Genomic DNA, 20,778 nt, shown 5'->3' with positions numbered 1-20,778 from the left:
AGTCCAGGTCGGTGCACCGCAGTGTCGGCGTCAACGCGGTGAGGATCGCGTCGGCCGTGTCGACGCCGATCGCCCCGGTGGCCAGGCCGATGGCCGTGGCGAGGAAGGTGGGCGGCAGCGGTTCGCCGCCGAGGGAGCGGCCGGTGCGCAGCTGCCTGCTCAACCGCATCCGTCGCCCCGCGGTCGGCCCGGAGACGAGCGTCAGGCGCTCGAGTAGTTCTCCAGCGGTGCGGCAGCCCCGCTTCGCCGAGAGCTGCCCGGTGCCGTGCTCGGGCCGGGACCGGTCCGCGACCTCGGCCGCCACCGCCACCCGCAGCGCGTAGACCCGCCGGCCGAGGACCTCGACCGCCGTGGTCACCTGCAGCAGGCCGTCGTCGTCGAAGCCGCGCACCGCCGAGCACCGCAGGAACTCCCCGAGTTCCGCCGCGAAATCGTGCACAAGCGTGACCGCCCGCGCCGCGCCGGACGGGCCGGGCGCGGCATCCGGTGCGAGGGTTTCGGTGAAGTTGTTCACAAGACCGAGTTTATCAGGAATCAGACACAGAGACGAGACTATATCAGGTTGTGGAGAAGTAGAATTCGAAAGTATATCCCACCAAATCCAAGCTGTTCGGCGCTTCCAGAGTCGCGGGCGCCCGAGATGAGTGAGTCCTAACCTCTCCGCAATGATCACCGAACTGGCCCGGGATACCCCGTCCTGGGGCGAGATCATGCGGCTAATCGACACCACCCCGGTGCCCTGCGGCAAGTCCCTGCCCACGCCATGCTCCGCCATGACCGACACCTGATCCAGCAGGGCCAAGTCATCATCGGCGATAAAGGGTTCGCCGGCCGCGAGTTCGAAGGGTTCACCACCAACGAACTCGGCGCGCACCTGATCCGACCCGACCGCAAGGACGAGAAGAAACGCTTCGGCAAACTCGGCGGAATGCGCCAGTGGGTCGAGTTGGACTTCGACACCCGCAAAGGCCAACTCGCCTTAGAAGTCCCCGGCGCACGCACCATCCCGGGCCTTTACTCCCGCGTCGCCGGCCGACCAATCGCCCAAGCAGACAGAAACTGGCACACCTGGCTCCTCGTAAGCCCCAACAAACGACCCCTCATCGCCTACGACCATTGAGACTCACTCAGTCCCTGAGGTTCGTCAAGTGCTTCTCGCAGCCGCACACGTCGCACTGGAACCAGATCTCTTCATCGGCCAGGGTGTCGGTTGTGACGGCCCGAGTTCGCATGTGTCCGGCGCACGCGCGCTGGCGGCATTCGGGATTGAAGTCCATCTATGGAGCGCTCTCTTTCGTGGGGACGACAGGTCCTCATTGACCGTGACGGCGACATTACTCCGATTTGGTTGCCGCGACCAGAACCGAGATGACGGAGGCGCTGCCGATCCGGACACGAAATGACCGGCCCGCGCGGGGCATCCGGTCCTGCGTGTTCCATGATAATTTCGCCTGACCATGTCAGACCTGCCTGCCGCATCCGCCGAATCCTCCCGGCCTGCCGAGCCGCCCGGGCCCCAGCGACCGCTCTCGCGGGTCGAGGTTGCCGACATCGCGGTTCGCCTGTTCCAGGAGCACGGCTATGAGGCCACGAGCACCGTGGACATCGCCGAGGCGGCCGGGGTCTCGCGCAGCACCTTCTTCCGGCAGTTCCGGTCCAAGGACGACGTGATCTTCGCCGACCACGACGAGCTGGTCGCCCGCATCGACGAGCACTTCGCTGCGACGCATTCGGATCCCTGGCTGGCCGTGTGCGAGGCCGCCGCCATGGTCTTCGAGCGGTTCCGCGAGCGTCTGGAGATCGTGCGCATCCGGGACCGGGTCCTGCGGGAGACCCCCGTGCTCCGGGACCGGGAGACCATCATGGCGATCCGGTATGAACGGATGTTCGCCAGCTACCTGCGCAGCACCGTGCCGGGTGTGCCGCCCCTGACTGCCATCCGCTTCGCGGCCGCCGTGACGGCCACCCACAACTTCGTGCTGCGGCGCTTGATCCGGGCGACGGACAGCGTCGGCCCGTATTCGCTGGCCGCCGAACTCACCGAGGTGCGACGGCTTTTCCATCTGGATGCCGCGGCGCCAGGTCCCGAGGCGCGACCCGCGGGCGACGTGGTCGTCGCCGTCTTCCCGGCCGCCACGGATCCCACCGAACTGGCCCGCGCCATCGAGGAGCGGCTGCGCGCCCAGACGCACTTCTGCTGAGACTCAGTATCACTTGACCTGGGACTGAGTGTCAGATAGAACTTGTACCTGGGCATTTTCTGACCGGCGCACGAGGGAATTCATTCCCTGGTGCCGGACGACATCAGTCGATCAGGCCTGCCCGACTTCGCTGTCCTCCACGAAAGGGAAACCGTGCCCGACTACGACGTATCCAGGCCCCTCGACACCGATTACTACGGCGTATTCGCCGACGTACCTGAAGCTGACCGGGCCTTCTGGGACCGCGCCCGCAATTTCGCCACCGAGTCGCTGGACGAGTTGACGACCGCGTGGGACAAAGCCGACTACCCGCTGCACCTGGCCCGAAGACTCGGCGAGCTCGACCTCCTCACCGACGGTGTCGTCGGCCCCGGACTGAGCCCCATGTCGCCGCTCGCGGCCGGGCTCGTCAACATGGAGATCTCCCGCGGCGATGGCTCTATGGGTACCGTGGTCGCCGTGCAGGGCGGGCTGGCCCTGCGCAGCATCGCCCTGTTCGGCAGCCCGGAGCAGCAAGAACGCTGGCTGGTGCCGCTGGCCCGCGCCGAGAAACTTGGTGCCTTCGCCCTGACCGAACCCGACCATGGCTCGGACTCGGTCGGCCTGGAGACCACCGCACAGCGCGACGGCGACGAATGGGTGCTCAACGGCGAGAAGAAGTGGATCGGCAACGGCTCGGTCGGCGACGTGACGGTGGTCTGGGCTCGTGACGACGACGGCAATGTGCGCGGCTTCCTGGTGGAACAGGACACCCCCGGATATCACGGAGTGACGATCACCGGGAAGGGGTCCCTGCGCGCCATCCACCAGGCCCGGATCACCCTCACGGATGTGCGGATCCCGCTGGACGCCGTGCTGCCGGGCACCCACACGTTCAAGGACGCCTCCACGGTGCTCTTCGCGACCCGGCTCGGAGTGGCCTGGTCGGCCCTCGGCCACGCCACGGCGGTGTTCGAGGCGGCTCTGAACTACTCGACCCAGCGCATCCAGTTCGGTAAGCCGCTCGCCGGTTTCCAGCTCGTGCAGGAGCGCCTGACCATGATGCTGTCCCGGCTCACGTCAATGCAGCTGCACTGCGTGCGCCTGGCTGAGCTCGACGGCGCCGGTACGCTGCGCCCGATCCAGGCGTCGCTGGCGAAGTATCACAACACCAGGGCGGCGCGGGAGATCGCGTCGATGGCCCGTGACATGCTCGGTGGCAACGGCATCCTGCTCGAAAACCACATCATCCAGCACCTCGCCGACATCGAGTCGCTGCACACCTACGAGGGCACCGAAAGCGTGCAGTCGCTCCTGATCGGGCGGGACCTCACCGGGATCAGCGCCTTCCGCTGACCCGATTGCTCGGCTCAGGACTTGGTCGACCTGTGGTCGACGGATGTCGCCGTCGCGGCTCGGGCGGGTGTGGGTCAGGCGAGCAAAATGACCAATACTCGACATTGTGGAGACATTCGGCGTCTGCCAACGTACGCTGTGACACAATCACTCAGCCCGGCCGCACCGGAACGAGCCAGAGAACACGGGCAGCACTGCGCGCAACCGTCGTGGGGGACTCGGCCCGTGCGCCTGAACCAGGAACGCAGATCGATGACCGACAAACATCTCACCGACGATCAGCTGTTGCTCGAAACGGATTACACCAGCTACGCGAGCTCGTGCCGCGACCCGCACATCACCCCGACGAATGACCTCGTGGAATGCCGACGGCAGAGCGGCCACGACGACACGCACGCCACCAGGTCCGGCCTACGCGCCATCCGCTGGGCCGTGCCCGAGCCACACGCGGCCTAGCCGAGCACGCCTGACCCCGGCCCGCCCTGTCACACGCCCGTGCCCCGAACGAATTCGACGGAGATCATTCCCGAATCAATGCCAGAAACTCCGAAAAGTTCGTTTGTATGCGTCACCCGGCCAAACGAGGGGTGGACGCCGCTACCCCGTAGGCTGAACGGGGCACGCTTAACCGAAATTCGACGTGCTCACGCTTGCTGAGCTGAGCTCGACGAAAAAAGGCCGAATATGACGCAGAACATTTCCGAACTTCCCCGCATCCGCGCGATGATCCGAAGCGACGGAACGGGAGAGCTCGTCATCGACGGTGTCAGCTCGCGCGTCACCGCCGCCGACGAGGCCGGCGTGCGCGAGGAAATCATCAACCGGGTCACGGATGCCGCGCGCGCGATCGATCGCGCGGTGCGCCTGACCGCGGAAGACGAGCAGGGCAAGTCGCCGTTGATCGTTCACCCGAACGGGGACGTGGAAGACGATGGGGCCTTCATCCCGACCTCCTCGGAACCAGGACCGGCATCGGAGCCGGTATCGACCGCGCCTGCTGCCGTCTCCGCCGCCGTCTCCGCAAGCGAGGACGTCGAACTGATCGCGCTGGTCGTGCCCGCCGAACAGCAGAAATCAGGTTTCGACACCGCCGAACTCCAGGCCGCCGGGCTCGATGACGCTGGGCTCGGCACGGCTGCGCTTGACACGGCAACGCTGAAGGAAGCCATGCGCGATGCCGATGTCATCCAGCAGATCGAACCGGCCCCGTCGGCACGGGCCCATGTCCCGCCCCTCACCGCGTTCGATGGCCTCGTCCTCGATCTCGACGCCGACACCGACGATGAGGACGACCAGGAGCAGGACCTCGCGGCCTCGCCCTTCTCCGCTCCCCGGGCCGCCACGAACCTCGTCGGCCCGGCACCGGTGCCGGGCGGCACGTTCGCCGAGGTGCCCGCCGACGACCCCTCGATCGCCCCCGCAGCGCTCGCCGGTGGTGGTCCGAACCTCGCGGACTTCATGAATTCCCGTCCGCCGCTCGTGGCAGGGCCTGCCCTTCTGGGCTGGCAGGGCACGGTGCGACGCCTCACCGGCGGACTCGTCTCCCCGGCCCCCGGAACCGGCGAGATGTCGCACCGCGCGGCGGTCGCGTCCGTGCAGCGCAGCCTGGTCGGCCCGCGCACCATCGTCGTGCTCAACCCGAAGGGCGGCGCGCACAAGACCACCGCGACCCTGCTCATCGCCGCGACCTTCGGCATCCATCGCGGCGGGTACACCCTCGCCTGGGACAACAACGAGACCATGGGCACCCTCGGCGTGCGGGCGCAGACCGCCGCCCACACCAACACCGCGGTCGACCTGCTGCGCGACCTCGACAACTTCGCCTATTCAAGCTCCGCCCGGGTCGGCGACCTCGACAACTACGTGCGCAACCAGGGTGACGCCCGGTTCGACGCGCTTGCCTCCGACCTCGACCCTGCCGGGGCCGCCAGTATCGACGACGTGGCCTTCGGCAAACTGCATGCCGCGCTCAGCCGGTTCTACCGGGTGCTGATCATCGACACCGGCAACAATATGCGGGCGTCCAACTGGGAGGCGGCCGTCGACGCGGCCGACCAGCTCGTCGTCGTCTCCACCATCCGCGAAGACACCGCGTATGGCGCGGCCTCGCTGCTCGACGGCCTGCGTCAGAAGGGCCACGCCGACAAGGTCGCGCAGGCGGTCACAATCCTGGCGTCACCGGCCAAGACGGCCGATCGTCACCTCTCCGTGCGGCTCCACGACCACTTCAGCAAGCTGACCCGCACCGTCGTGGACGTGCCGTATGACTCCGCCCTCGTGGCCGGGGGATCGCTGAACTACGACGCGCTCGCACCGCGCACCCGTGAAGCGTGGCTCGTTGCCACGGCCGCGATCGCCGAAGGTCTCTGACCCGGCGGCGTCCCGGTGTTGAGCCCGCCCGGCCGACAGTGTGCCAGCCGGGAGTCAGGCGGCACTGATGTCGGTCGGGCATACTGGCGAAGGCCCGAACGAATGCCCATCGACTCAGATGCCCCGCGAATCAGTGTGTGCATCGAATCCTGCCGAACAGATCAGTGGTCGAAACGATCATTGTGAATAGATCACTGTCGAGAAGAAAGATCAGCGTGCGTAAACTTCCTGCCCTCATCTCCATAGCCACGGTTGCCGTGCTCGCCCTCGCCGGGTGCAGCGGGTCTCCCTCCGACAACACCGGAGCGGCGGGAATCGCCTGCGTCGATTCCGGCACGGCGTCGGAGGCCGTGAAGGTCTCCGGCAAGGCCGGCGCCGAACCCAAAGTGAAATTCGAGTCGCCGCTGACCACGAAGGCCACCGAGGTCTCCGTCGTGACCGAGGGCAAGGGTGACGCCGTCAAGACCGACGACATCGTCGAACTGGGGTTCTCCGTCTACAACGCGAACACTGGCGAGAAGATGAACGCCGGCGGCTTCGGTGACGACCTCGGCGCTCCCATCACCCTGGCCAAGGACTCGAGTGTATTCCCGGCGCTGATGAAGGGTGTCGCGTGCGCGAACTACGGATCGCGCGTCGCGGTCGTGGCCCCGCCGGCTGACGCGTTCGGCGAGACCGGCAACGAGGAGCTTAAAGTCGGGGCCGAAGACAACATCATCTTCGTCATCGACGTTAAAAGCGAAATCCTCCCTCGCGCGAACGGCGAGGACCAGAAGCCGGAGGATGGCTTCCCGACTGTCAAGCTGGCCGAGGATGGCGCTCCGACCGTGACGATCCCGGAAACCGACGCTCCGACCGAGTTGAAGACCTCGGTTCTCAAGAAGGGTGACGGTGCCACAGTCGCCGAAGCGGACACCGTGGTCATGCACTACTCGGGCGTCGTCTGGTCCACTGGTGAGGTGTTCGACCAGACCTGGGGCAAGAGCGGTCCGACCCCGATCTCCCTGGCCGCCGTCGTTCCCGGCTTCGCCCAGGGTCTCGTTGGCCAGACGGTCGGCTCCCAGGTGATGATCGCGATTCCGCCGGAACTCGGCTACGGTGCCGAGGGCCAGCCCGACGCCGGCATCTCGGGTACCGACACGATCGTCTTCGTCGTCGACATCCTCGCCGCCGGTTAGCAGGCCGTTCGGCTGCGCTCGAACCGGCCGGTTATTTGGGACGGACGGCCGTCGTGCCGGGCGCATCCGTGCGTTCAGGTGTGGCGCTTGTCCGAGCCGGTCAACGCCCATAAAATGTTGATTTCGTGGCGCCGCTCGTTTCCCTCGTTTTTCCCCCGACCAGGCAGGGATGTCCCATGACCATCATTGAGGCCAGAGGTCTGACCAAGATGTACCGCTCCAAATCCGGACCGGTGCATGCGCTCGCCGGGCTGGACCTGTCCGTGCCGCGCGGGACCGTCAAGGCGCTGCTCGGCCCGAACGGTGCCGGTAAGACGACCGTCGTCAAGATGCTGACCACGCTGATCCGGCCGGACTCCGGCACCGCGTTCGTCGACGGCATCGACGTCGTCGCCGACCCCAAGGGCGTACGGCGCATTATCGGCGTTTCGGGACAGTACGCGGCCGTCGACGAGAACCTGACCGGTTTCGAGAACCTCGAGATGGTCGGTCGGCTGTACCACCTGGGCGGCGCCGAATCCCGGCGCCGGGCCAAGGAGCTGATCGACCTCTTCGAGCTGACCGCGGCCGGCAACCGCCCGGTCAAGGGCTTCTCCGGCGGGATGCGCCGCCGGATCGACCTGGCCGGGGCGCTGGTGATCAACCCGAAGGTGCTGTTCCTCGACGAGCCCACCACAGGGCTGGACCCGCGCAGCCGGATCGCGCTCTGGGCCGTCATCAAGCGCCTGGTCGCCGAAGGCACCACCGTGCTCCTCACCACCCAGTACCTCGAGGAGGCCGACCAGCTCGCGGACGACATCGTCGTCATCGACGACGGCCGGGTGATCGCAGAGGGCACGTCCGACCAGCTCAAGGCGCAGATCGGCGGCCACCGCCTCGAGGTGGCCCTGGTCGAGGCCGGCGACGGCGTGGCGGCCCGAGATATCCTCGCCCGTTACGGCTCGGGAGAACCGGCGATCACCAGCGACGGCCGCGGCCTCGAGGTCGCGGTGGTCGACGGGCCGCGGGCGCTGCAGCACGTGCTGGCGGCGCTGGGTGACGCGGACATCCGTCTGCACGACGCCGGCATGCGCCGGCCCACGCTCGACGACGTGTTCCTGAAACTCACCGGGCATAAGGCGGACAAGGCCGCCGGCCAGGCGGACGACGTGGAATTGGAGAAGTCGAAATGAGCTCCGCTGCCACCCTCCCCACCTGGAACCCGCTTTCGCTCTGGTACTCCGACGGCTGGACCGTCACCAAGCGCAACCTGATCAAGATCAAGCGCTCACCCGACATGCTCGTGTTCGCGGTGATCCAGCCGATCATGTTCGTGCTGCTGTTCAGCCAGGTTTACGCCGGGTCGATCTCCGTGGAAGGCACCGACTACGTCCAGTTCCTCATGGCGGGGATCTTCGCTCAAACCGTCGTGTTCGGGTCGACCTTCTCCGGCGCGGCGATGGCGCAGGACCTCAAGGAAGGGATCATCGACCGCTTCCGCAGCCTGCCCATGACCTCCTCCGCCGTGCTGATCGGACGCACCAACAGTGACCTGGTGTTGAACACGATCTCCATGGTGATCATGATGCTGACCGGGCTGCTCGTGGGCTGGCGGGTGAACTCTTCGGTGCCGGAATTCCTCGCCGGCGTGGGACTGCTACTGCTGTTCAGCTACTCTTTCAGCTGGGTGATGGCGCTGCTCGGCATGAGCGTGAAGACTCCCGAGGTCATCAACAACGCCTCCTTCCTGATCCTCTTCCCGCTGACCTTCATCTCGAACGCCTTCGTGCCCAGCGACACCTTGCCGACCCCGCTGCGCGTCTTCGCGGAGTGGAACCCGGTTTCGTCGCTGGTGCAGGCGGCACGGGAGCTGTTCGGCAACGAGGGCACAGCTCCGGTGCCCGACATCTGGACCATGCAGAACCCGATTGCCACGGTGCTGATCGGCACCACGGTCATGCTGGTCGTGTTCGTTCCGCTTTGCGTGCGCAAGTTCGCGTCCATCAGCTCCCGCTAGCAGGAGTCAGTGAATCCCCTGGAGAGTGCCCATGAGTGACCCCGTGCCGTTCCGCACCGATCGGCGCACCGGAGAGTTGCGCGCGCCCCGCAACACCGCGCCCGGCGGGGCCGGCCCCTGGGACGTGAAGCGCGTTCATCCGTCGCTCTACGGGCCTGCCAACGGGGACTGGGAGCTGATCGAGGTTCCGGCCCAGCGGTTCGTCGCCCTCGACGGGGCCGGCGACCCGGACACGGCGCCGGCCTACACCGAGGCCGTCGAGGCCCTCTACGCCATCGCCTACGCGGTCAAGTTCGCGGCCAAGCGTTCGCTCGGTCGCGAGATGGTCATCGCACCGCTCGAAGGCCTCTGGTACGCCGACGATGCCTCCGTCTTCACCGCCGGCGCGAAGGCGGAGTGGAAATGGACGCTGCTGATGAGCCAGCCGGACTGGGTGACGGATGCCTTCATCGCCGAGGCCACCACCGGCGCGCTCGCGAAGAAGAAGCTGTCCGCGCTCGCCCGGGCGCGGGTGGAGAGGCTCGACGAGGGGCTGTCGGCGCAGCTGCTGCATGTCGGGCCCTACGCCGCCGAGGCACCCGCGCTCGCCCGCCTGCACGGGGAGTTCCTGGCAAGCAACGGGCTGCGGGTGAATGGCCGGCACCACGAGATCTATCTCGGCGACCCGCGCCGCGCCGCGCCCGCGAAGCTGAAGACGGTGTTGAGACAGCCGGTCGCGCCGGTCTGACCCGCGCCGGCCGGCCGGCGCCGCCTACTCCTGACGCTGGCCGAGGTCGGCCTGGATCAGGAGGGCGAACTCCCGCAACAGCACGGGGTCGACCTCGGCGGCGCGCCGGGGTTCCGAGTCGAACACGCACAGGACGCCGATCCGCTCGCCGGAGTCGGCCTCGATCGGGAAACCCGCGTAGAAGCGGGTCTGCTCCTGGCCCAGACGGGGCGGACGCGCGGTGAGCCGGTCGTCCAGGAGCACGTCGGAAACCACGAACGCTCCGGCCCCGCTCACGGCGAGGGCCGTGATCGACCCGGCCAACGAGTAGACGCGTGGAGTGAAGCCCACGCTCACCAGGTCCCAGAGCCGGTCGCCGTCGATGAGCGTCAGGGCGGCCGACCGGGTGCCGTAGGCGCTTCTGGCCAGGGCGACGATGTGGTCGCAGCGCATCTCGGTGTCGGCGGCGAGGATGCCCAGCCTGGCGACCGCCCGGCGGGGGGCAGGCGAGAGCGGCTCGGCACCCCACGCTTCCGCGGGGCCCTCGGCCGTTCCTCGGGAAGTTCCTCGGGCAGCAGCCAGGTACTCGGCATCGAGCGGTGGCGCCATCTTGTCGGCGAGGAGATTGGCCCACTGCACGTACTGCGCGGCCGTGCGCACCCGCCCCGGCGTTGAGGCGAGGGTTGCGGCCATGGGCACAAAGCAGCTCCGCTCCTGCCCCGCGCAGATCGCCGCGCTGGCCTCGTTCAGGCTGCGGGCGTGCTTCTCGGCCACGGAGCCCAGCCCGGAGTCGAAGGCTGCGATGGACCGGATCGGCTGCATGCCGAGCACGAAGATCCTGGTGCTGAGCGAGGACTCGTGCCGGATCCGGTCGAGCAGGGCGGACAGCTCGCGCTGCCAGACCAGGGCTGACAGGAGGGTGACGGCGTCGGTCGTACCGAGACTCACGACGACCGCGTCATAGCGCCAGAGTCCCAGCCCGTCGAGTTCGGCCTGCGATGTGCGGATGGTGACCAACGGGTTCGGGACGACGTCGACATCCGTGCCCCGCCCGGTGCGAGACGACAACGCCCGCGCCAGAGATCCGGGCAGGGCCACGTTGTGGCTGAGCACACCCCAGCCGACGGCCGGTCCGCTGCCGAAGAGGAGCACGCGGTCGCTGTCGGTTCCCGGGGAATGCGACTGAGGAGTGTCCCGGGGCCGCGGGATGTCGTCGTAGTCGCGCGTCACGGCGGCCGACCAGGCTCGCATCAGGGGTACCAGCACCCACCGCAGGAGTTGCGGCACGGAGGGCTACCGGCCGCCGCGGCGCTTGCCCGCCCGGGGGCTGGGGGTGTTGCGGGTGCGGCCCGGGGCGCTCGTCGCCTTCTTCGCCACGGCCGGCTTGGATTTCGCCGCCGCGACCCGCACGGCCTTCGCCGCTGCTTTGGCCTTGTCGGTCTTCTTCTCCTTTTTGACCTTTTCGGTGCCGGCGGGCAGCGAGTCGACCCGCGAACTGTCCTTCGTGCGGCCGCGCACGATGCCGATGAACTCCTCGACGTCTTCCGTGGTCTCACGGGAGAGCCAGGCCAGGGACACCTGGCTTTCGGCGACATCCTCGACCGGGCGCGAGACGACATCCTTTCGGCCGTATAGTCGGGCGATCGAATGGGGGACGATCAGGATGCCGACCCCGGCCGCGACCTGCGCCATCGCGTCGTCGAGGTCGCGCATGGCCGGGAGCGGGCGGCGGGTGCCGTTCTTGATCTCGGTGGCCACGAGGCGCCACTCGGGCACATCGTCGGGGTCCTGCAGCAGGTGTTCTTCGGCCAGGTCGGCGACCAGCACGCTGTCGGCGTCGGCGATGAAGTGGTCTTTGGCCGCGACGACCACCGGGATCTCCCGGTAGAGGGCGATCAGGCTGAGATCGGTCTCATCGACGGGTAGGCGGACCAGGCTGACCTGGGCGCGGCCGTCGCGCAGCACCTCGTCCTGTTCGGACGGGTCGGTGCGGAAGACCTCGAGTGGCTGGTCGGGGCGTCGATCGGCCCAGGTGCGGGTCCACTTGGTGGGGGTCACACCGGCGACGAAGGCAAGGGAAAAGGTCACCGGCATCCTTTCTCGTGATGGCACTGCGAACGGAGATCCGTGGGGAGCGGCTGTCTCTCAGGCTATGCGGGTGCTCTCAGGCTATACGCTTGACTGATGAGCGAGAAGAAGACCCAGACCATGAAGCCCGCCACGGCGGCCCAGAAGCTCGGGATTCTGCTCGAAGCAGCCCCGGAAGAATTCCAGAGCGCGCCCGTGTCGCGTACCGAACTGGCCGCGCTCGAAGCGAAACCGCCGGCCTGGCTGGTCGAACTGCGGGCGAACGGCCCGCATCCCAAGCAGGTCGTCGCCGCCAAGCTCGGCGTCTCGATCTCCGGCCTCGTGCGCGGCGCCGTGACGGAGCCGCTCACCTCCGCCGAGATTCAGGCTCTGCTGCAGCAGCCGCCAGCCTGGCTCGTGACCGAGCGCGCCACCCAGTATGAGGTGCGCGAGGAGCAGATCCGGGTCAAAGACCGCGACGCCGAGCGCGCCCGCAAGATCGCTCACGTCGCCCGCCAGGCAGCCCAGAACGAGAAGGCCGGTCGCGGCCGCTAGCGCCGCCGGCCCGCAAGCACGTCGCTCCCTCCCCGTCGTCTCACCAATTCGACGGAGGTTTTGCTCGTAGGACGTCGATTCCGGCTGCGGGAGACGCTGCTGTGTCGGGTGTCGGGTGCGGGGTACCTAGGCGTCGTACTGCGCGCGCAGGAACGTGACGATCTCGCCCAGTTCGGCCTGCGAAATGGAATGGCCCATGCCTTCGTAGATGCGCTCGGTGAGTGTGGAGTGTTCGGGAAGCCAGGCCCGGGTGCGGTCGACGGCATCCTGCGGGATGACCGGGTCGGCCGTGCCGCGACCCCAGAAGACCGGCAGGCGCCGCTCCCGCAGGCGCTCGTCACCAGTGTGCTCGCTGCGCCCCACAAAACCGGACAGTTGCACCGCGAACGCGAACCGGTCGGGTGCCTGCCGCAGCAGCTGCAGCGCCATCGCCCCGCCCTGCGAAAAGCCGAGTAGTCCGACGGACCCGGGCTGCTCGGGAAGGCCGTCCAGCCATTCGAGCACCCCGGCGGCGGCGGCATCCAGAGCGTCGGCGCTCGGCGAGCCCGGGTTGACCTTGGCGCCGGCGGCCCCGATCGGGAACCAGGCCCAGCCCGGACCGGCCGGGAGTGGGGCCCGCAGCGCGGCGATCACCGGATGCAGCGGCAGGTGTGGCGCCAGCGAGAAGAGATCCCCCTCGTGCGAACCGTAGCCGTGCAGAATCAGCAGAAGCGGTCGCCCGGCGCGGTCAGCGCCAGACGCGCTCCACAGCACGGCATCCGGGTCGATGGGCTCGGCGCACGCGGCGGCGCCGACGATGCTGCTCTCGGTGGTGTCCTCGCTCCCGGTGGAGGCGTCGCCGCCGGGATTGGTGTCGTTCGGGCCCATGGTGGTCCTCCTGTTCGAGGTCGACACCGGGAAACGCCGACGGGTCAATCTTTCCACTTCCGGGGATGCGGCAAAATCGGTCGGCATCCGTCGTACCCCGTGCACAACTCCGGCGATCCGCTGCGAGAAGCCGGAAGGATGCCCGTACTTCCGGGAACCGTGCCACCGCTCCGCCGAGTTGCAGGAGTCATGCACACCACCGGCTGGTACTTCCCCCGTGGCGGCGGCATCCGCGGGCCCCCCCCCGTGGCCAACTCAGGAGATTCCGGGAGCGGCGGGCGCACCCCCCGCAGACTTCCGCGTGGTGCCGCGTAGTTCCGCGAGGCGGCCGCGCCAGTCACCCGTTTCTCCTGAGTTAGCCTCACCGCACTCGCACCGCCTGGCCTGCCCCGGCCGGCCCGGGCATCCGTCACCCTGCTCGACCGGCGGCGGATGTCCCGGTCGGCTGGTCCGCCGTCTCGCCCCGCGCCGCCGGAGTGAGCCCCGCGAGGTGGCTGGTCGCCCGACAGAGACGGCCGGCGAACCCCAGTCCGATGTTGTGGGGGACTGCGCCGGCCCGGGCCACCCGGTCGATGAACCCGGCGAGGAGAGCGAGGCCGAAGGAGATCCCCGCGGGGGTGAGGCGCATGGCCGCGCCGTTGGTCGTGCCGTCGGTCGTGCCGAAGCACCCGGCCTCGAAGGATGACTCACCGGATCGCAGGCGCTCGAGCGTCGTCGAGGGTCCGAGCAGATCGAGTGAGCCGCGCGCCCGCGCCCGCACCACTTAGTCGAGAAGCCGCTTCGCGAAGACGCCGGGGTCGCCCTGGCCGTGACAATCGATCAGGAGCGGGCCAGTAGACTGGCCCGCTCCGTGTCATCCGTGATCGACCCGGCGGGCCACCCGACGGCGATCGGCGGGTGCGGTCCGGGGTCCCGAAAACCCCTCAGGGGCACCGTAGTCGGCCTCGATCTGGGTCCGGGACAGGTCCTGCGTCGGCATCCCGAGTGCATCGCCGAGGTCTAGCCGGTGACGGCGCCCAGTGCGCGGACGTGGCCCGCCGCCGCAGTTCTCTGCCCCACCACGCGGGCCGTCGCCGCACGCGCGCCGGGCCACGCCCGTTCCGTCCGATCCGCAGCGGGGCGCCCATGGCGTATCCGGGCGCAGGGTACGACAGAATAGCCTCATGAGCGTGCGCACCCCTGACCCCGATCCGGACTGGACGCCTGGCCCCGAGGGCGCGGGGCCGCCCCACACCAACCCGGGCTGGCTGAGCGACGTCGAGCTGGCCGAAGTCCGGCGCCGACTTCCGATCCTTTACATCGAGGCGGTGCCCGTGCGCGTCGACGGCCTCGGTCAGGTCGTGGAGGTCGGCGTGCTCCTGCGCGCCCGGTCGACGGGCGAGATGACCCGGATGCTCGTGTCCGGCCGCGTTCTCTACGGCGAGACCCTGCGCGACGCCCTCTTCCGGCATCTCGAGAAGGATCTCGGCCCGATGGCCTTCCCACAGCTGCCGATGAGCCCGGTGCCGTTCACGGTGGCCGAATACTTCCCGATGCCGGGCATCACCGCGTTCACGGATGACCGCCAGCACGCCGTCTCGATGGCCTACGTCGTTCCCGTCACCGGCACCTGCGACCCGCGCCAGGACGCCCTCGAACTGACCTGGATGACCCCCAAGGAGGCTGCCTCCGACGCGGTGGCAGCCGAGATGGAGGGTGGGCGCGGGGCGCTGCTGCGCATGGCGCTCGCCTCGGTCGGCCAGCTGCGCTAAGCCGCCTGATGGCGGCCCGATCCTGCGGGCCGCCGCTGCGAGCTACTCGGTCGTGACGAGTGACAGCCGACGTGCGAGCGAGCGCGGTCGCACCAGGCGCACTTCGTGGAGCTGTTCGCCGAGCACTTCCTGATCCTGCTCGTGGCCGTCGGGGGCGTAGCCGTTGCGCTTGTAGAACGAGTGCGCCCGGGGGTTGTTTTCGGCGACCCACAGGTAGGACGGGCCCTCGTCGACGACCGCGTCGAAGAGCTGCTGGCCGATGCCGGTGCCGTGGTAGGCGTCGAGCAGGTAGATGAAGTAGAGCTCCATCGGGGCCGGCTTGTCGGCGTCGCGGGACGGCCCGCTGCCGGCGAATCCGACGATCTCGCCGTCGACGAGGGCCGCAACCTGGCGATGGTTCGGTCCCTGGGCGCTGAACCGGCGCCACATGGCGGCCAGTCGTGCGGGCTGCAGCTGCTCGAGGGCGGCCTCGCTGAGCAACTGGTCGTAGGTTTCGTGCCAGCAGGTGGCATGCACGCGGCCGAGGCTGTCGGCATCCGCTTCTGCGACGGGACGAAGTACTGCTGTGGTGGCCATGACCCGAGACTAGCTCAGCCGCAGGCACCCGGTTGACGCTGCCGGGTTCTGCCCGTGGTCGCTGCACCGACGGCTCCCGTCCGACCCGCGACTTCCCGGTCTATGGCTGCTCCAGACCCCGCCGATGAGTCGGATAACAAGTGGTTAACTCCTGAGATCCGGTGGCGCCATGGTACGGCGCCACGTGATTCCGGGGCCGAGCATCCGTCACGGACATGTTTCTCCTGAGTTGGCCACAACGCAGAACGGGCCGGCCTCGGGAGAGGCCGGCCCGTTCACCGGGGAACTAACGTGCAGATGCTGCCGAGCGACTAGCCCTGCGCGCGGCGCGGGGCCGAGCGACGAGCGCCGCCGGTGGCACCGGCGCCGCGCACGAGGCCCCCGACCTGGAGGCCGCCGGAGCGACCACCCTGGGCCGGGCGGCTCTGGGCGTTGCCCGATCCCTGGCCGCGACCGGATGCCGCGGGGCGGCCCGAACGCTCCTGGCGCGCTCCGCCGGCGGGTGCCACTGCGTCGCTGCCGCGGTGTCCGCGGTTGCCGCGTGCTCCACTGGCGCGGGCGCCGGAGTCACGGGCGCCGGAGTCGCGCTCATCGCGGTTGACGCGCTTGCGCTGGGCGTTGGCGCCCTGTGAGCGACCGCCCTGGGACTGGCCGTGCGGCTGCTCCACGCGGGGGAGCGGCTTGACGTACGCTGCGACGTCGCCGACGAGGGCGTCCACGGCGGGGGAGGACGCGGTCACGCGCTGCGGGGTCACCTTGATGGCGGCCTTGCGCAGCAGCGCGTCGGTGTCGCGGCGCTGTTCGGGGAGAACCAGAGTCACGACGTCACCGGCGCTGCCGGCGCGGGCCGTCCGGCCCGAGCGGTGCAGGTACGCCTTGTGCTCGGCCGGCGGGTCGACGTGGATGACGAGTTCGATGTCGTCGACGTGCACGCCGCGGGCCGCGACATCCGTGGCGACGAGAACCTTCACGTCGCCGGCGCTGAACGCGGCGAGGTTACGGTCACGGGCCACCTGTGAGAGGTTGCCGTGCAGATCGACGGAAGGGATCCCGGCGTCGGTGAGCGATTTGGCGAGCTTCTTGGCCTGGTGCTTGGTGCGCATGAAGAGGATGCGCCGGCCGGAACCGCTCGCGAGCTTCTCGACAAGCGCCTTCTTCGATTCGACGCCGTCGATCTCGAAGACGTGGTGCGTCATCGCGGAGACGTGGCTGTTGGCCTCGTCGACCGAGTGCATGACCTCGTTGTGCAGAAAACGGCGCACGATCTTGTCCACCCCGTTGTCGAGCGTGGCCGAGAACAGCAGGCGCTGGCCGCTGCTGGGCGTCTTGTCCATGATGCGCGTGACGACGGGCAGGAAGCCCAGGTCCGCCATGTGGTCTGCCTCGTCGAGCACGGTGATCTCAACGGCGTCCAGGCTGATGAAGCCCTGCTTCATGAGGTCCTCGAGGCGACCCGGGCAGGCCACGACGATGTCGACGCCGGCCTTGAGTGCGGAGACCTGACGGCCCTGCGAGACGCCACCGAAGATTGTGGTGGTGTTGAGACCGTACGCCTCGGCCAGCGGCGTGAGCGCGTTGGTGATCTGCGTGGCCAGTTCGCGGGTCGGGGCGAGAATGAGGCCGAGCGGGCGGCCCGGACGACGTCGGCCGCCGGCGAGCTTGCCGCCGAGGCGCGACACCATGGGCAGTGCGAACGCGAGGGTCTTGCCGGAGCCGGTTTTGCCGCGGCCGAGCACGTCGCGGCCGTTGAGGGTGTCGGGCAGCGTGTCCACCTGGATCGGGAACGGGCTGTCGATGCCCTGCTCGGTCAGGATGGCAACGAGAGGGGCTGGCACGCCAAGCGCGCTAAAGGAAGTTTCAGACAAAGTGGTGCCTTTCGGGCATCAGATTCCCCAGGCGTCCGTTCCGCACGGGCGGCAACTCGGAGCCTCAGAGGTTTCACATGGCGAAGGTGCCGATGGGCACATCCGTTCGCCGTAAGAAGGTTTGATTCGAAAAATCGGGCCAGCCCGGGTGGGCTGCCGCAATAAGAAGAGGGCGTTCTACGACGCAGCGAGTACAACTACGCACTCGCAAGTTTCCATCTTAGCGGATGCTGTCAAGCCTTCGGGTCGAACGCCCGCCCGACGGAAGCCGTGGGGTGGCGCTCCGCACCGGGGGTCAGCTCGCCGACGGGCACCTCCGCGGCCACGGTATTGCCGGCCTGGGGCAGCGGACAGGCCCACATCGGGTCGTACGCGCAGGACGGGTTGTAGGCGAAGTTGAAGTCGAGGATGATGCTGTCGTCGTCGGCCCCGGCGCCCAGGTCGGCGCCCTTGACCGTGTCGAGCAGGTAGCGACCGCCACCGTAGGTTCCGCCGGGCTTGCCGGCCAGGCCGTCGCGCACAGGCAGAAAGAGCCCGCCGCCGTAGCTGGAGAGCCGCCACAGGTCGATCGGTCCGAGGTAGGGCAACCGCACGGTTCCGACGAGGTCGAACTGCACCTTCCCGTCGGTGCCGGTGTCAACCGAGATGCGCACCGGATGTTCCGCGCGGTGCACCTCGGCCGCGAAGCGCCAGTCGGGGTCGTAGGCGGCGACCGGCAGCCCGGTGAAGCCGGCCCGGTCGTCGGGCATCAACGGCGACGCCGAATGCCCGCCGAACAGGTCGTCCCTGCCGCTCCGCCACAGTTCGTGGCCGGCGGCCGGGTCGTGCGCGCTGAGCTGGCGTACGCCGCCGTACAGCCCGAACACGCGCCGACGCCAGTCGGCCACCTGCAGGGCGCCGAGGGTGGTGCTCACGAGGTCGCGCCGGACTCATCGACGCCGAGGTCGAGGCTCCAGTTCGGCGCGAGGCGCTTGAGCTGGTGCAGCCGCCACTGCCAGAGCGCCCAGAAAACGGGCCAGCTGGCCAGGGTGAGCGCGCCGGTGCGGAAGATCAGCTGATCTCGAAAAAGCGTCTTGCCGGTGCCGGCCGGGTCGGGAGACACGGCCATCCGGTGGTCCCAGAGGGTGACCGAGGCGAGCGGCCCCGATACCCCGCGGCCGGTGTCACGCAGGATGCGCACGCCATCCTTCCGGGTGGTCGCCATGGTCAGGCGGATCACCTGGTCGCCCATCGGCACCAGGCCGAGCGCGGTCAGGCTGACCGGATGCTCACCCGGCTCCCAGATGGTGGGGAAGCCATCCATCTCGAGCGATTCGACGCTCACCACGGGCGAACTCACCTCGCGGAACACGGCCGGACTCCGCAGGGCGCGCCAGGCGGCATCGGGGGAGCAGTCGAGGATCTCTTTCAGAAGAACACGCATGACCCCAGTCTGTGGTGCTGGGGCATGCAGTACAACTAAGAGGGTGGCAATTCGATACTGGCTGGGCGTTGCCTCGCGCGAACACGTGCTGCGCGCCGTCGCTGTGGGGCTCGTGCAGGCCAGCCACGGGGCCCGGGTGGCGCTCGAGCAGATGGGCGAGTCCGACGGGGTGGTCTACTATTCCCCGAAGACGCACATCGACGGGCTCGCGCTGCGCGAGTTCACCGCGATCGGTCGCATCGCCCCTGGAATCGTGCATCAGGGCGAGTCCGCCGCCCCGAGCTCGTACCGCCCGTGGCGACGTCACATCGATTACGAAACGGATGTCGTTGCCGCCTCCATCCGCCCGCTCCTGCCGGTGCTCGAGTTCACGCGCAGCAACCCCGACTGGGGCTACCAGCTGCGCCGGGGGCTGCTCGAGATCTCCCGGCACGACTTCGAGGTGATCCGGCGGCAGATGCGCCGGGAGTAGCGCTGGAACCAGCCGTTCTTCGCCGATGATGCCGAGGCGACCCGTCCCCGCGGCGATTGTGGGTGGGACCGGCGATTTTCGAGGACGTGCCGCCGGGTGCGGCGCCGGGGTGAGGCGCATCCGTTCGGTACACTGAACGCATGACTGGCGAGTTCTGGTGGGTGCCCTCGGTCGTCGTTTTCGGTGGGGCGGCAGCGGTCGTCGTGGTGATCGTGATGATCATGCGGCGCCGGGTCCGGGCGCGCGCGCGCGCCGACCGCACTTTGGCCGCGGATCGCACCCGAGCCGCCGCAATCGCCCTCGTGCGTGCGGATGACCTGATCGAGGTCGCCACCGACGAGCTCGGTTTCGCGGTCGCCCAGTTCGGGGAGAACGCCACCAGCGACTTCGCCGCCGCGCTCGACGCCTCCCGGCGGCAGGTACGTGACGCGTTCCTGCTGCAGCAGAGGCTCGACGACAGCGTGCCCGACTCCGAGGGTGAGCGTCGCCGCTGGACCGAGGAGATCATCGTGCTCGCCGACGAGGCCGTCAAGCGCCTCGGCGCGCAGACCCGCACTTTCGACTCCCGGCGCGGCGTCGAACGGGATGCCCCGCTGCTACTTGACAAGTTGCGTCGCCGCCTCGACCGGGTCGCCGACCGCGTCGCGGCCGGCACCGCCAGCCTCTCCCGGCTCAGCCGCACGTATGCCGCGCACGCCCTGGCCCCGATCAGCGGCAACGTCTCCCGCGCCGAAGAGGCCGTCGATGACGCCCGCCGGGCAGCGGATGCCGCGGCCACCCGTCTCGCCCGCGAAGCCACCGACCCCGTGGGTGACCAGTTGCTCGCGGCCGAGCAGGCCCTGCACCGCGCCGGCACCCTGCTCGACGCGATCGAACAGGGCGAAGACCAGTTGCACGTCGGATTCGCATCCCTGGCCCGAGCGCTTGACGCGGCGGACGCCGAGCTGTCCGAGGTGCGCGCGCTGCGTGACACCCACGAGGAGACCACGGCCCGCGGCGAACTGAACCGCGTTATTGCGGAGGCCGACCGGGTGGTCGGCGAGCTGCGGCAGCCGTCGCGCTTGAGCGACCCTGCCGCTGACCAGGCCCGACTGCGCACGGCGATGGACGGTCTCGACCTGATCCGTTCCGAGGCCCGCAACCGCCAGTTGCGGCTCGACAACGCCCGCGGCGCGCTGACCGGCGCTCTGTTGGCCGCGCGGAGCCAGATCACCGTGACCCGCGACTTCATCACCGCGCATCCCGGCCGCGTGGGCGCTGTGGCGCGCACCCGCCTCGCGGAGGCCGAACGCAAGCTGAGCCTGGCGGCTTCGGAGGCCGACCCGGTGTCCGCACTGGACACCGCGCGCAGCGCGATGGCCCATGCCACGGATGCCGACGCGCTCGCCCGCTTCGACGTCCGGTAGCGCCGCCGCT

21 protein-coding genes and 1 pseudogene are annotated in these 20,778 nt (G+C 68.9%); 13 read left to right on the top strand and 9 right to left on the bottom strand.

What is annotated here, in order from left to right:
- On the bottom strand, window positions 1-514 hold a 514-nt coding region (locus E3O18_RS10225), incomplete at its 3' end, for a hypothetical protein (RefSeq protein ID WP_198410916.1).
- Between the two features lie 136 nt (window positions 515-650).
- Between E3O18_RS10225 and E3O18_RS10220 the strand changes: the two are divergent.
- From E3O18_RS10220 to E3O18_RS10180, 9 genes and pseudogenes are all read left to right on the top strand, one after another.
- A pseudogene (locus tag E3O18_RS10220) lies at window positions 651-1,120 on the top strand (IS982 family transposase); the annotation flags it as partial.
- A 337-nt stretch (window positions 1,121-1,457) separates the two neighbouring features.
- Window positions 1,458-2,201, top strand: coding sequence for a TetR/AcrR family transcriptional regulator (locus E3O18_RS10215; protein WP_134418030.1), 744 nt, complete (start codon window positions 1,458-1,460; stop codon window positions 2,199-2,201).
- Between the two features lie 153 nt (window positions 2,202-2,354).
- Window positions 2,355-3,536, top strand: a complete 1,182-nt coding sequence (locus E3O18_RS10210; RefSeq protein WP_134395169.1) for an acyl-CoA dehydrogenase family protein — start codon at window positions 2,355-2,357, stop codon at window positions 3,534-3,536.
- A gap of 252 nt (window positions 3,537-3,788) precedes the next feature.
- Complete coding sequence (locus E3O18_RS10205) at window positions 3,789-3,992, top strand: hypothetical protein (protein WP_104171714.1); 204 nt, start codon at window positions 3,789-3,791, stop codon at window positions 3,990-3,992.
- Window positions 3,993-4,220: 228 nt separating this feature from the next.
- The gene (locus tag E3O18_RS10200; RefSeq protein ID WP_134418029.1) at window positions 4,221-5,906 is read left to right on the top strand and encodes a chromosome partitioning protein; all 1,686 of its coding nucleotides are present in this window, start codon (window positions 4,221-4,223) and stop codon (window positions 5,904-5,906) included.
- 215 nt (window positions 5,907-6,121) lie between these two features.
- Entirely contained in the window at window positions 6,122-7,084 is a 963-nt protein-coding gene (locus tag E3O18_RS10195) for an FKBP-type peptidyl-prolyl cis-trans isomerase (RefSeq protein WP_134397946.1), read from the top strand.
- Between the two features lie 176 nt (window positions 7,085-7,260).
- Complete coding sequence (locus E3O18_RS10190; RefSeq protein WP_134395166.1) at window positions 7,261-8,256, top strand: ATP-binding cassette domain-containing protein; 996 nt, start codon at window positions 7,261-7,263, stop codon at window positions 8,254-8,256.
- Entirely contained in the window at window positions 8,253-9,080 is an 828-nt protein-coding gene (locus E3O18_RS10185) for an ABC transporter permease (RefSeq protein ID WP_134395165.1), read from the top strand. Before E3O18_RS10190 ends, E3O18_RS10185 begins: the two co-directional genes overlap by 4 nt.
- A gap of 31 nt (window positions 9,081-9,111) precedes the next feature.
- On the top strand, window positions 9,112-9,807 hold the full coding sequence (locus tag E3O18_RS10180) for a GyrI-like domain-containing protein (RefSeq protein ID WP_134418028.1): 696 nt from the start codon (window positions 9,112-9,114) through the stop codon (window positions 9,805-9,807).
- Between the two features lie 24 nt (window positions 9,808-9,831).
- Here the strand turns inward: E3O18_RS10180 and E3O18_RS10175 are convergent, their stop codons facing one another.
- Both E3O18_RS10175 and E3O18_RS10170 read right to left on the bottom strand, forming a co-directional pair.
- Window positions 9,832-11,073, bottom strand: a complete 1,242-nt coding sequence (locus E3O18_RS10175; RefSeq protein ID WP_134418027.1) for a GAF domain-containing protein — start codon at window positions 11,071-11,073, stop codon at window positions 9,832-9,834.
- 6 nt (window positions 11,074-11,079) lie between these two features.
- Complete coding sequence (locus E3O18_RS10170) at window positions 11,080-11,874, bottom strand: LysR substrate-binding domain-containing protein (protein ID WP_198410605.1); 795 nt, start codon at window positions 11,872-11,874, stop codon at window positions 11,080-11,082.
- 96 nt (window positions 11,875-11,970) lie between these two features.
- Between E3O18_RS10170 and E3O18_RS10165 the strand changes: the two genes are divergently transcribed.
- Entirely contained in the window at window positions 11,971-12,408 is a 438-nt protein-coding gene (locus tag E3O18_RS10165) for a DUF5997 family protein (protein ID WP_174720118.1), read from the top strand.
- A 126-nt stretch (window positions 12,409-12,534) separates the two neighbouring features.
- Here the strand turns inward: E3O18_RS10165 and E3O18_RS10160 are convergent, their stop codons facing one another.
- Both E3O18_RS10160 and E3O18_RS10155 read right to left on the bottom strand, forming a co-directional pair.
- Complete coding sequence (locus E3O18_RS10160) at window positions 12,535-13,275, bottom strand: alpha/beta hydrolase-fold protein (protein WP_134418025.1); 741 nt, start codon at window positions 13,273-13,275, stop codon at window positions 12,535-12,537.
- Between the two features lie 409 nt (window positions 13,276-13,684).
- Window positions 13,685-14,035 (bottom strand): hypothetical protein, encoded by a 351-nt coding sequence (locus E3O18_RS10155; RefSeq protein WP_134418024.1) that lies wholly within the window; start codon window positions 14,033-14,035, stop codon window positions 13,685-13,687.
- Window positions 14,036-14,438: 403 nt separating this feature from the next.
- On the opposite strand from E3O18_RS10155, the gene E3O18_RS10150 reads away from it, so the two are divergent.
- On the top strand, window positions 14,439-15,026 hold the full coding sequence (locus tag E3O18_RS10150) for an NUDIX hydrolase family protein (protein WP_134395159.1): 588 nt from the start codon (window positions 14,439-14,441) through the stop codon (window positions 15,024-15,026).
- Between the two features lie 42 nt (window positions 15,027-15,068).
- Here E3O18_RS10150 and E3O18_RS10145 read toward each other — a convergent pair whose 3' ends face one another.
- The 4 genes from E3O18_RS10145 to E3O18_RS10130 form a co-directional block, all read right to left on the bottom strand.
- The gene (locus tag E3O18_RS10145; protein WP_104101003.1) at window positions 15,069-15,602 is read right to left on the bottom strand and encodes a GNAT family N-acetyltransferase; all 534 of its coding nucleotides are present in this window, start codon (window positions 15,600-15,602) and stop codon (window positions 15,069-15,071) included.
- A gap of 311 nt (window positions 15,603-15,913) precedes the next feature.
- Entirely contained in the window at window positions 15,914-17,467 is a 1,554-nt protein-coding gene (locus tag E3O18_RS10140) for a DEAD/DEAH box helicase (protein ID WP_134418023.1), read from the bottom strand.
- 233 nt (window positions 17,468-17,700) lie between these two features.
- Window positions 17,701-18,381, bottom strand: coding sequence for a DUF1684 domain-containing protein (locus tag E3O18_RS10135; RefSeq protein WP_198410915.1), 681 nt, complete (start codon window positions 18,379-18,381; stop codon window positions 17,701-17,703).
- On the bottom strand, window positions 18,378-18,890 hold the full coding sequence (locus tag E3O18_RS10130; RefSeq protein ID WP_134395156.1) for a hypothetical protein: 513 nt from the start codon (window positions 18,888-18,890) through the stop codon (window positions 18,378-18,380). Before E3O18_RS10130 ends, E3O18_RS10135 begins: the two co-directional genes overlap by 4 nt.
- 43 nt (window positions 18,891-18,933) lie before the next feature.
- On the opposite strand from E3O18_RS10130, the gene E3O18_RS10125 reads away from it, so the two are divergent.
- On the top strand, window positions 18,934-19,362 hold the full coding sequence (locus tag E3O18_RS10125) for an EVE domain-containing protein (RefSeq protein ID WP_241978169.1): 429 nt from the start codon (window positions 18,934-18,936) through the stop codon (window positions 19,360-19,362).
- 140 nt (window positions 19,363-19,502) lie between these two features.
- On the top strand, window positions 19,503-20,768 hold the full coding sequence (locus E3O18_RS10120; RefSeq protein ID WP_134418021.1) for a hypothetical protein: 1,266 nt from the start codon (window positions 19,503-19,505) through the stop codon (window positions 20,766-20,768).
- The last annotated feature ends 10 nt before the right edge of the window (window positions 20,769-20,778 follow it).

Origin of the sequence: Cryobacterium sp. TMT2-42-4, assembly GCF_004402645.1 — a bacterium.
Taxonomy (GTDB): domain Bacteria; phylum Actinomycetota; class Actinomycetes; order Actinomycetales; family Microbacteriaceae; genus Cryobacterium; species Cryobacterium sandaracinum.
Note: the sequence above shows the minus strand (reverse complement) of the source record. Positions and strands in the feature narration are given on the sequence as shown.

Excerpts from the sequence above, each read along its gene's own strand:
- E3O18_RS10215 (WP_134418030.1), top strand. The coding sequence starts at position 1,458 with ATGTCAGACCTGCCTGCCGCATCCGCCGAATCCTCCCGGCCTGCCGAG.
- E3O18_RS10205 (WP_104171714.1), top strand. The coding sequence starts at position 3,789 with ATGACCGACAAACATCTCACCGACGATCAGCTGTTGCTCGAAACGGAT.
- E3O18_RS10200 (WP_134418029.1), top strand. The coding sequence starts at position 4,221 with ATGACGCAGAACATTTCCGAACTTCCCCGCATCCGCGCGATGATCCGA.
- E3O18_RS10190 (WP_134395166.1), top strand. The coding sequence starts at position 7,261 with ATGACCATCATTGAGGCCAGAGGTCTGACCAAGATGTACCGCTCCAAA.
- E3O18_RS10185 (WP_134395165.1), top strand. The coding sequence starts at position 8,253 with ATGAGCTCCGCTGCCACCCTCCCCACCTGGAACCCGCTTTCGCTCTGG.
- E3O18_RS10180 (WP_134418028.1), top strand. The coding sequence starts at position 9,112 with ATGAGTGACCCCGTGCCGTTCCGCACCGATCGGCGCACCGGAGAGTTG.
- E3O18_RS10165 (WP_174720118.1), top strand. The coding sequence starts at position 11,971 with ATGAGCGAGAAGAAGACCCAGACCATGAAGCCCGCCACGGCGGCCCAG.
- E3O18_RS10160 (WP_134418025.1), bottom strand. The coding sequence starts at position 13,275 with ATGGGCCCGAACGACACCAATCCCGGCGGCGACGCCTCCACCGGGAGC.
- E3O18_RS10150 (WP_134395159.1), top strand. The coding sequence starts at position 14,439 with ATGAGCGTGCGCACCCCTGACCCCGATCCGGACTGGACGCCTGGCCCC.
- E3O18_RS10145 (WP_104101003.1), bottom strand. The coding sequence starts at position 15,602 with ATGGCCACCACAGCAGTACTTCGTCCCGTCGCAGAAGCGGATGCCGAC.
- E3O18_RS10130 (WP_134395156.1), bottom strand. The coding sequence starts at position 18,890 with ATGCGTGTTCTTCTGAAAGAGATCCTCGACTGCTCCCCCGATGCCGCC.
- E3O18_RS10120 (WP_134418021.1), top strand. The coding sequence starts at position 19,503 with ATGACTGGCGAGTTCTGGTGGGTGCCCTCGGTCGTCGTTTTCGGTGGG.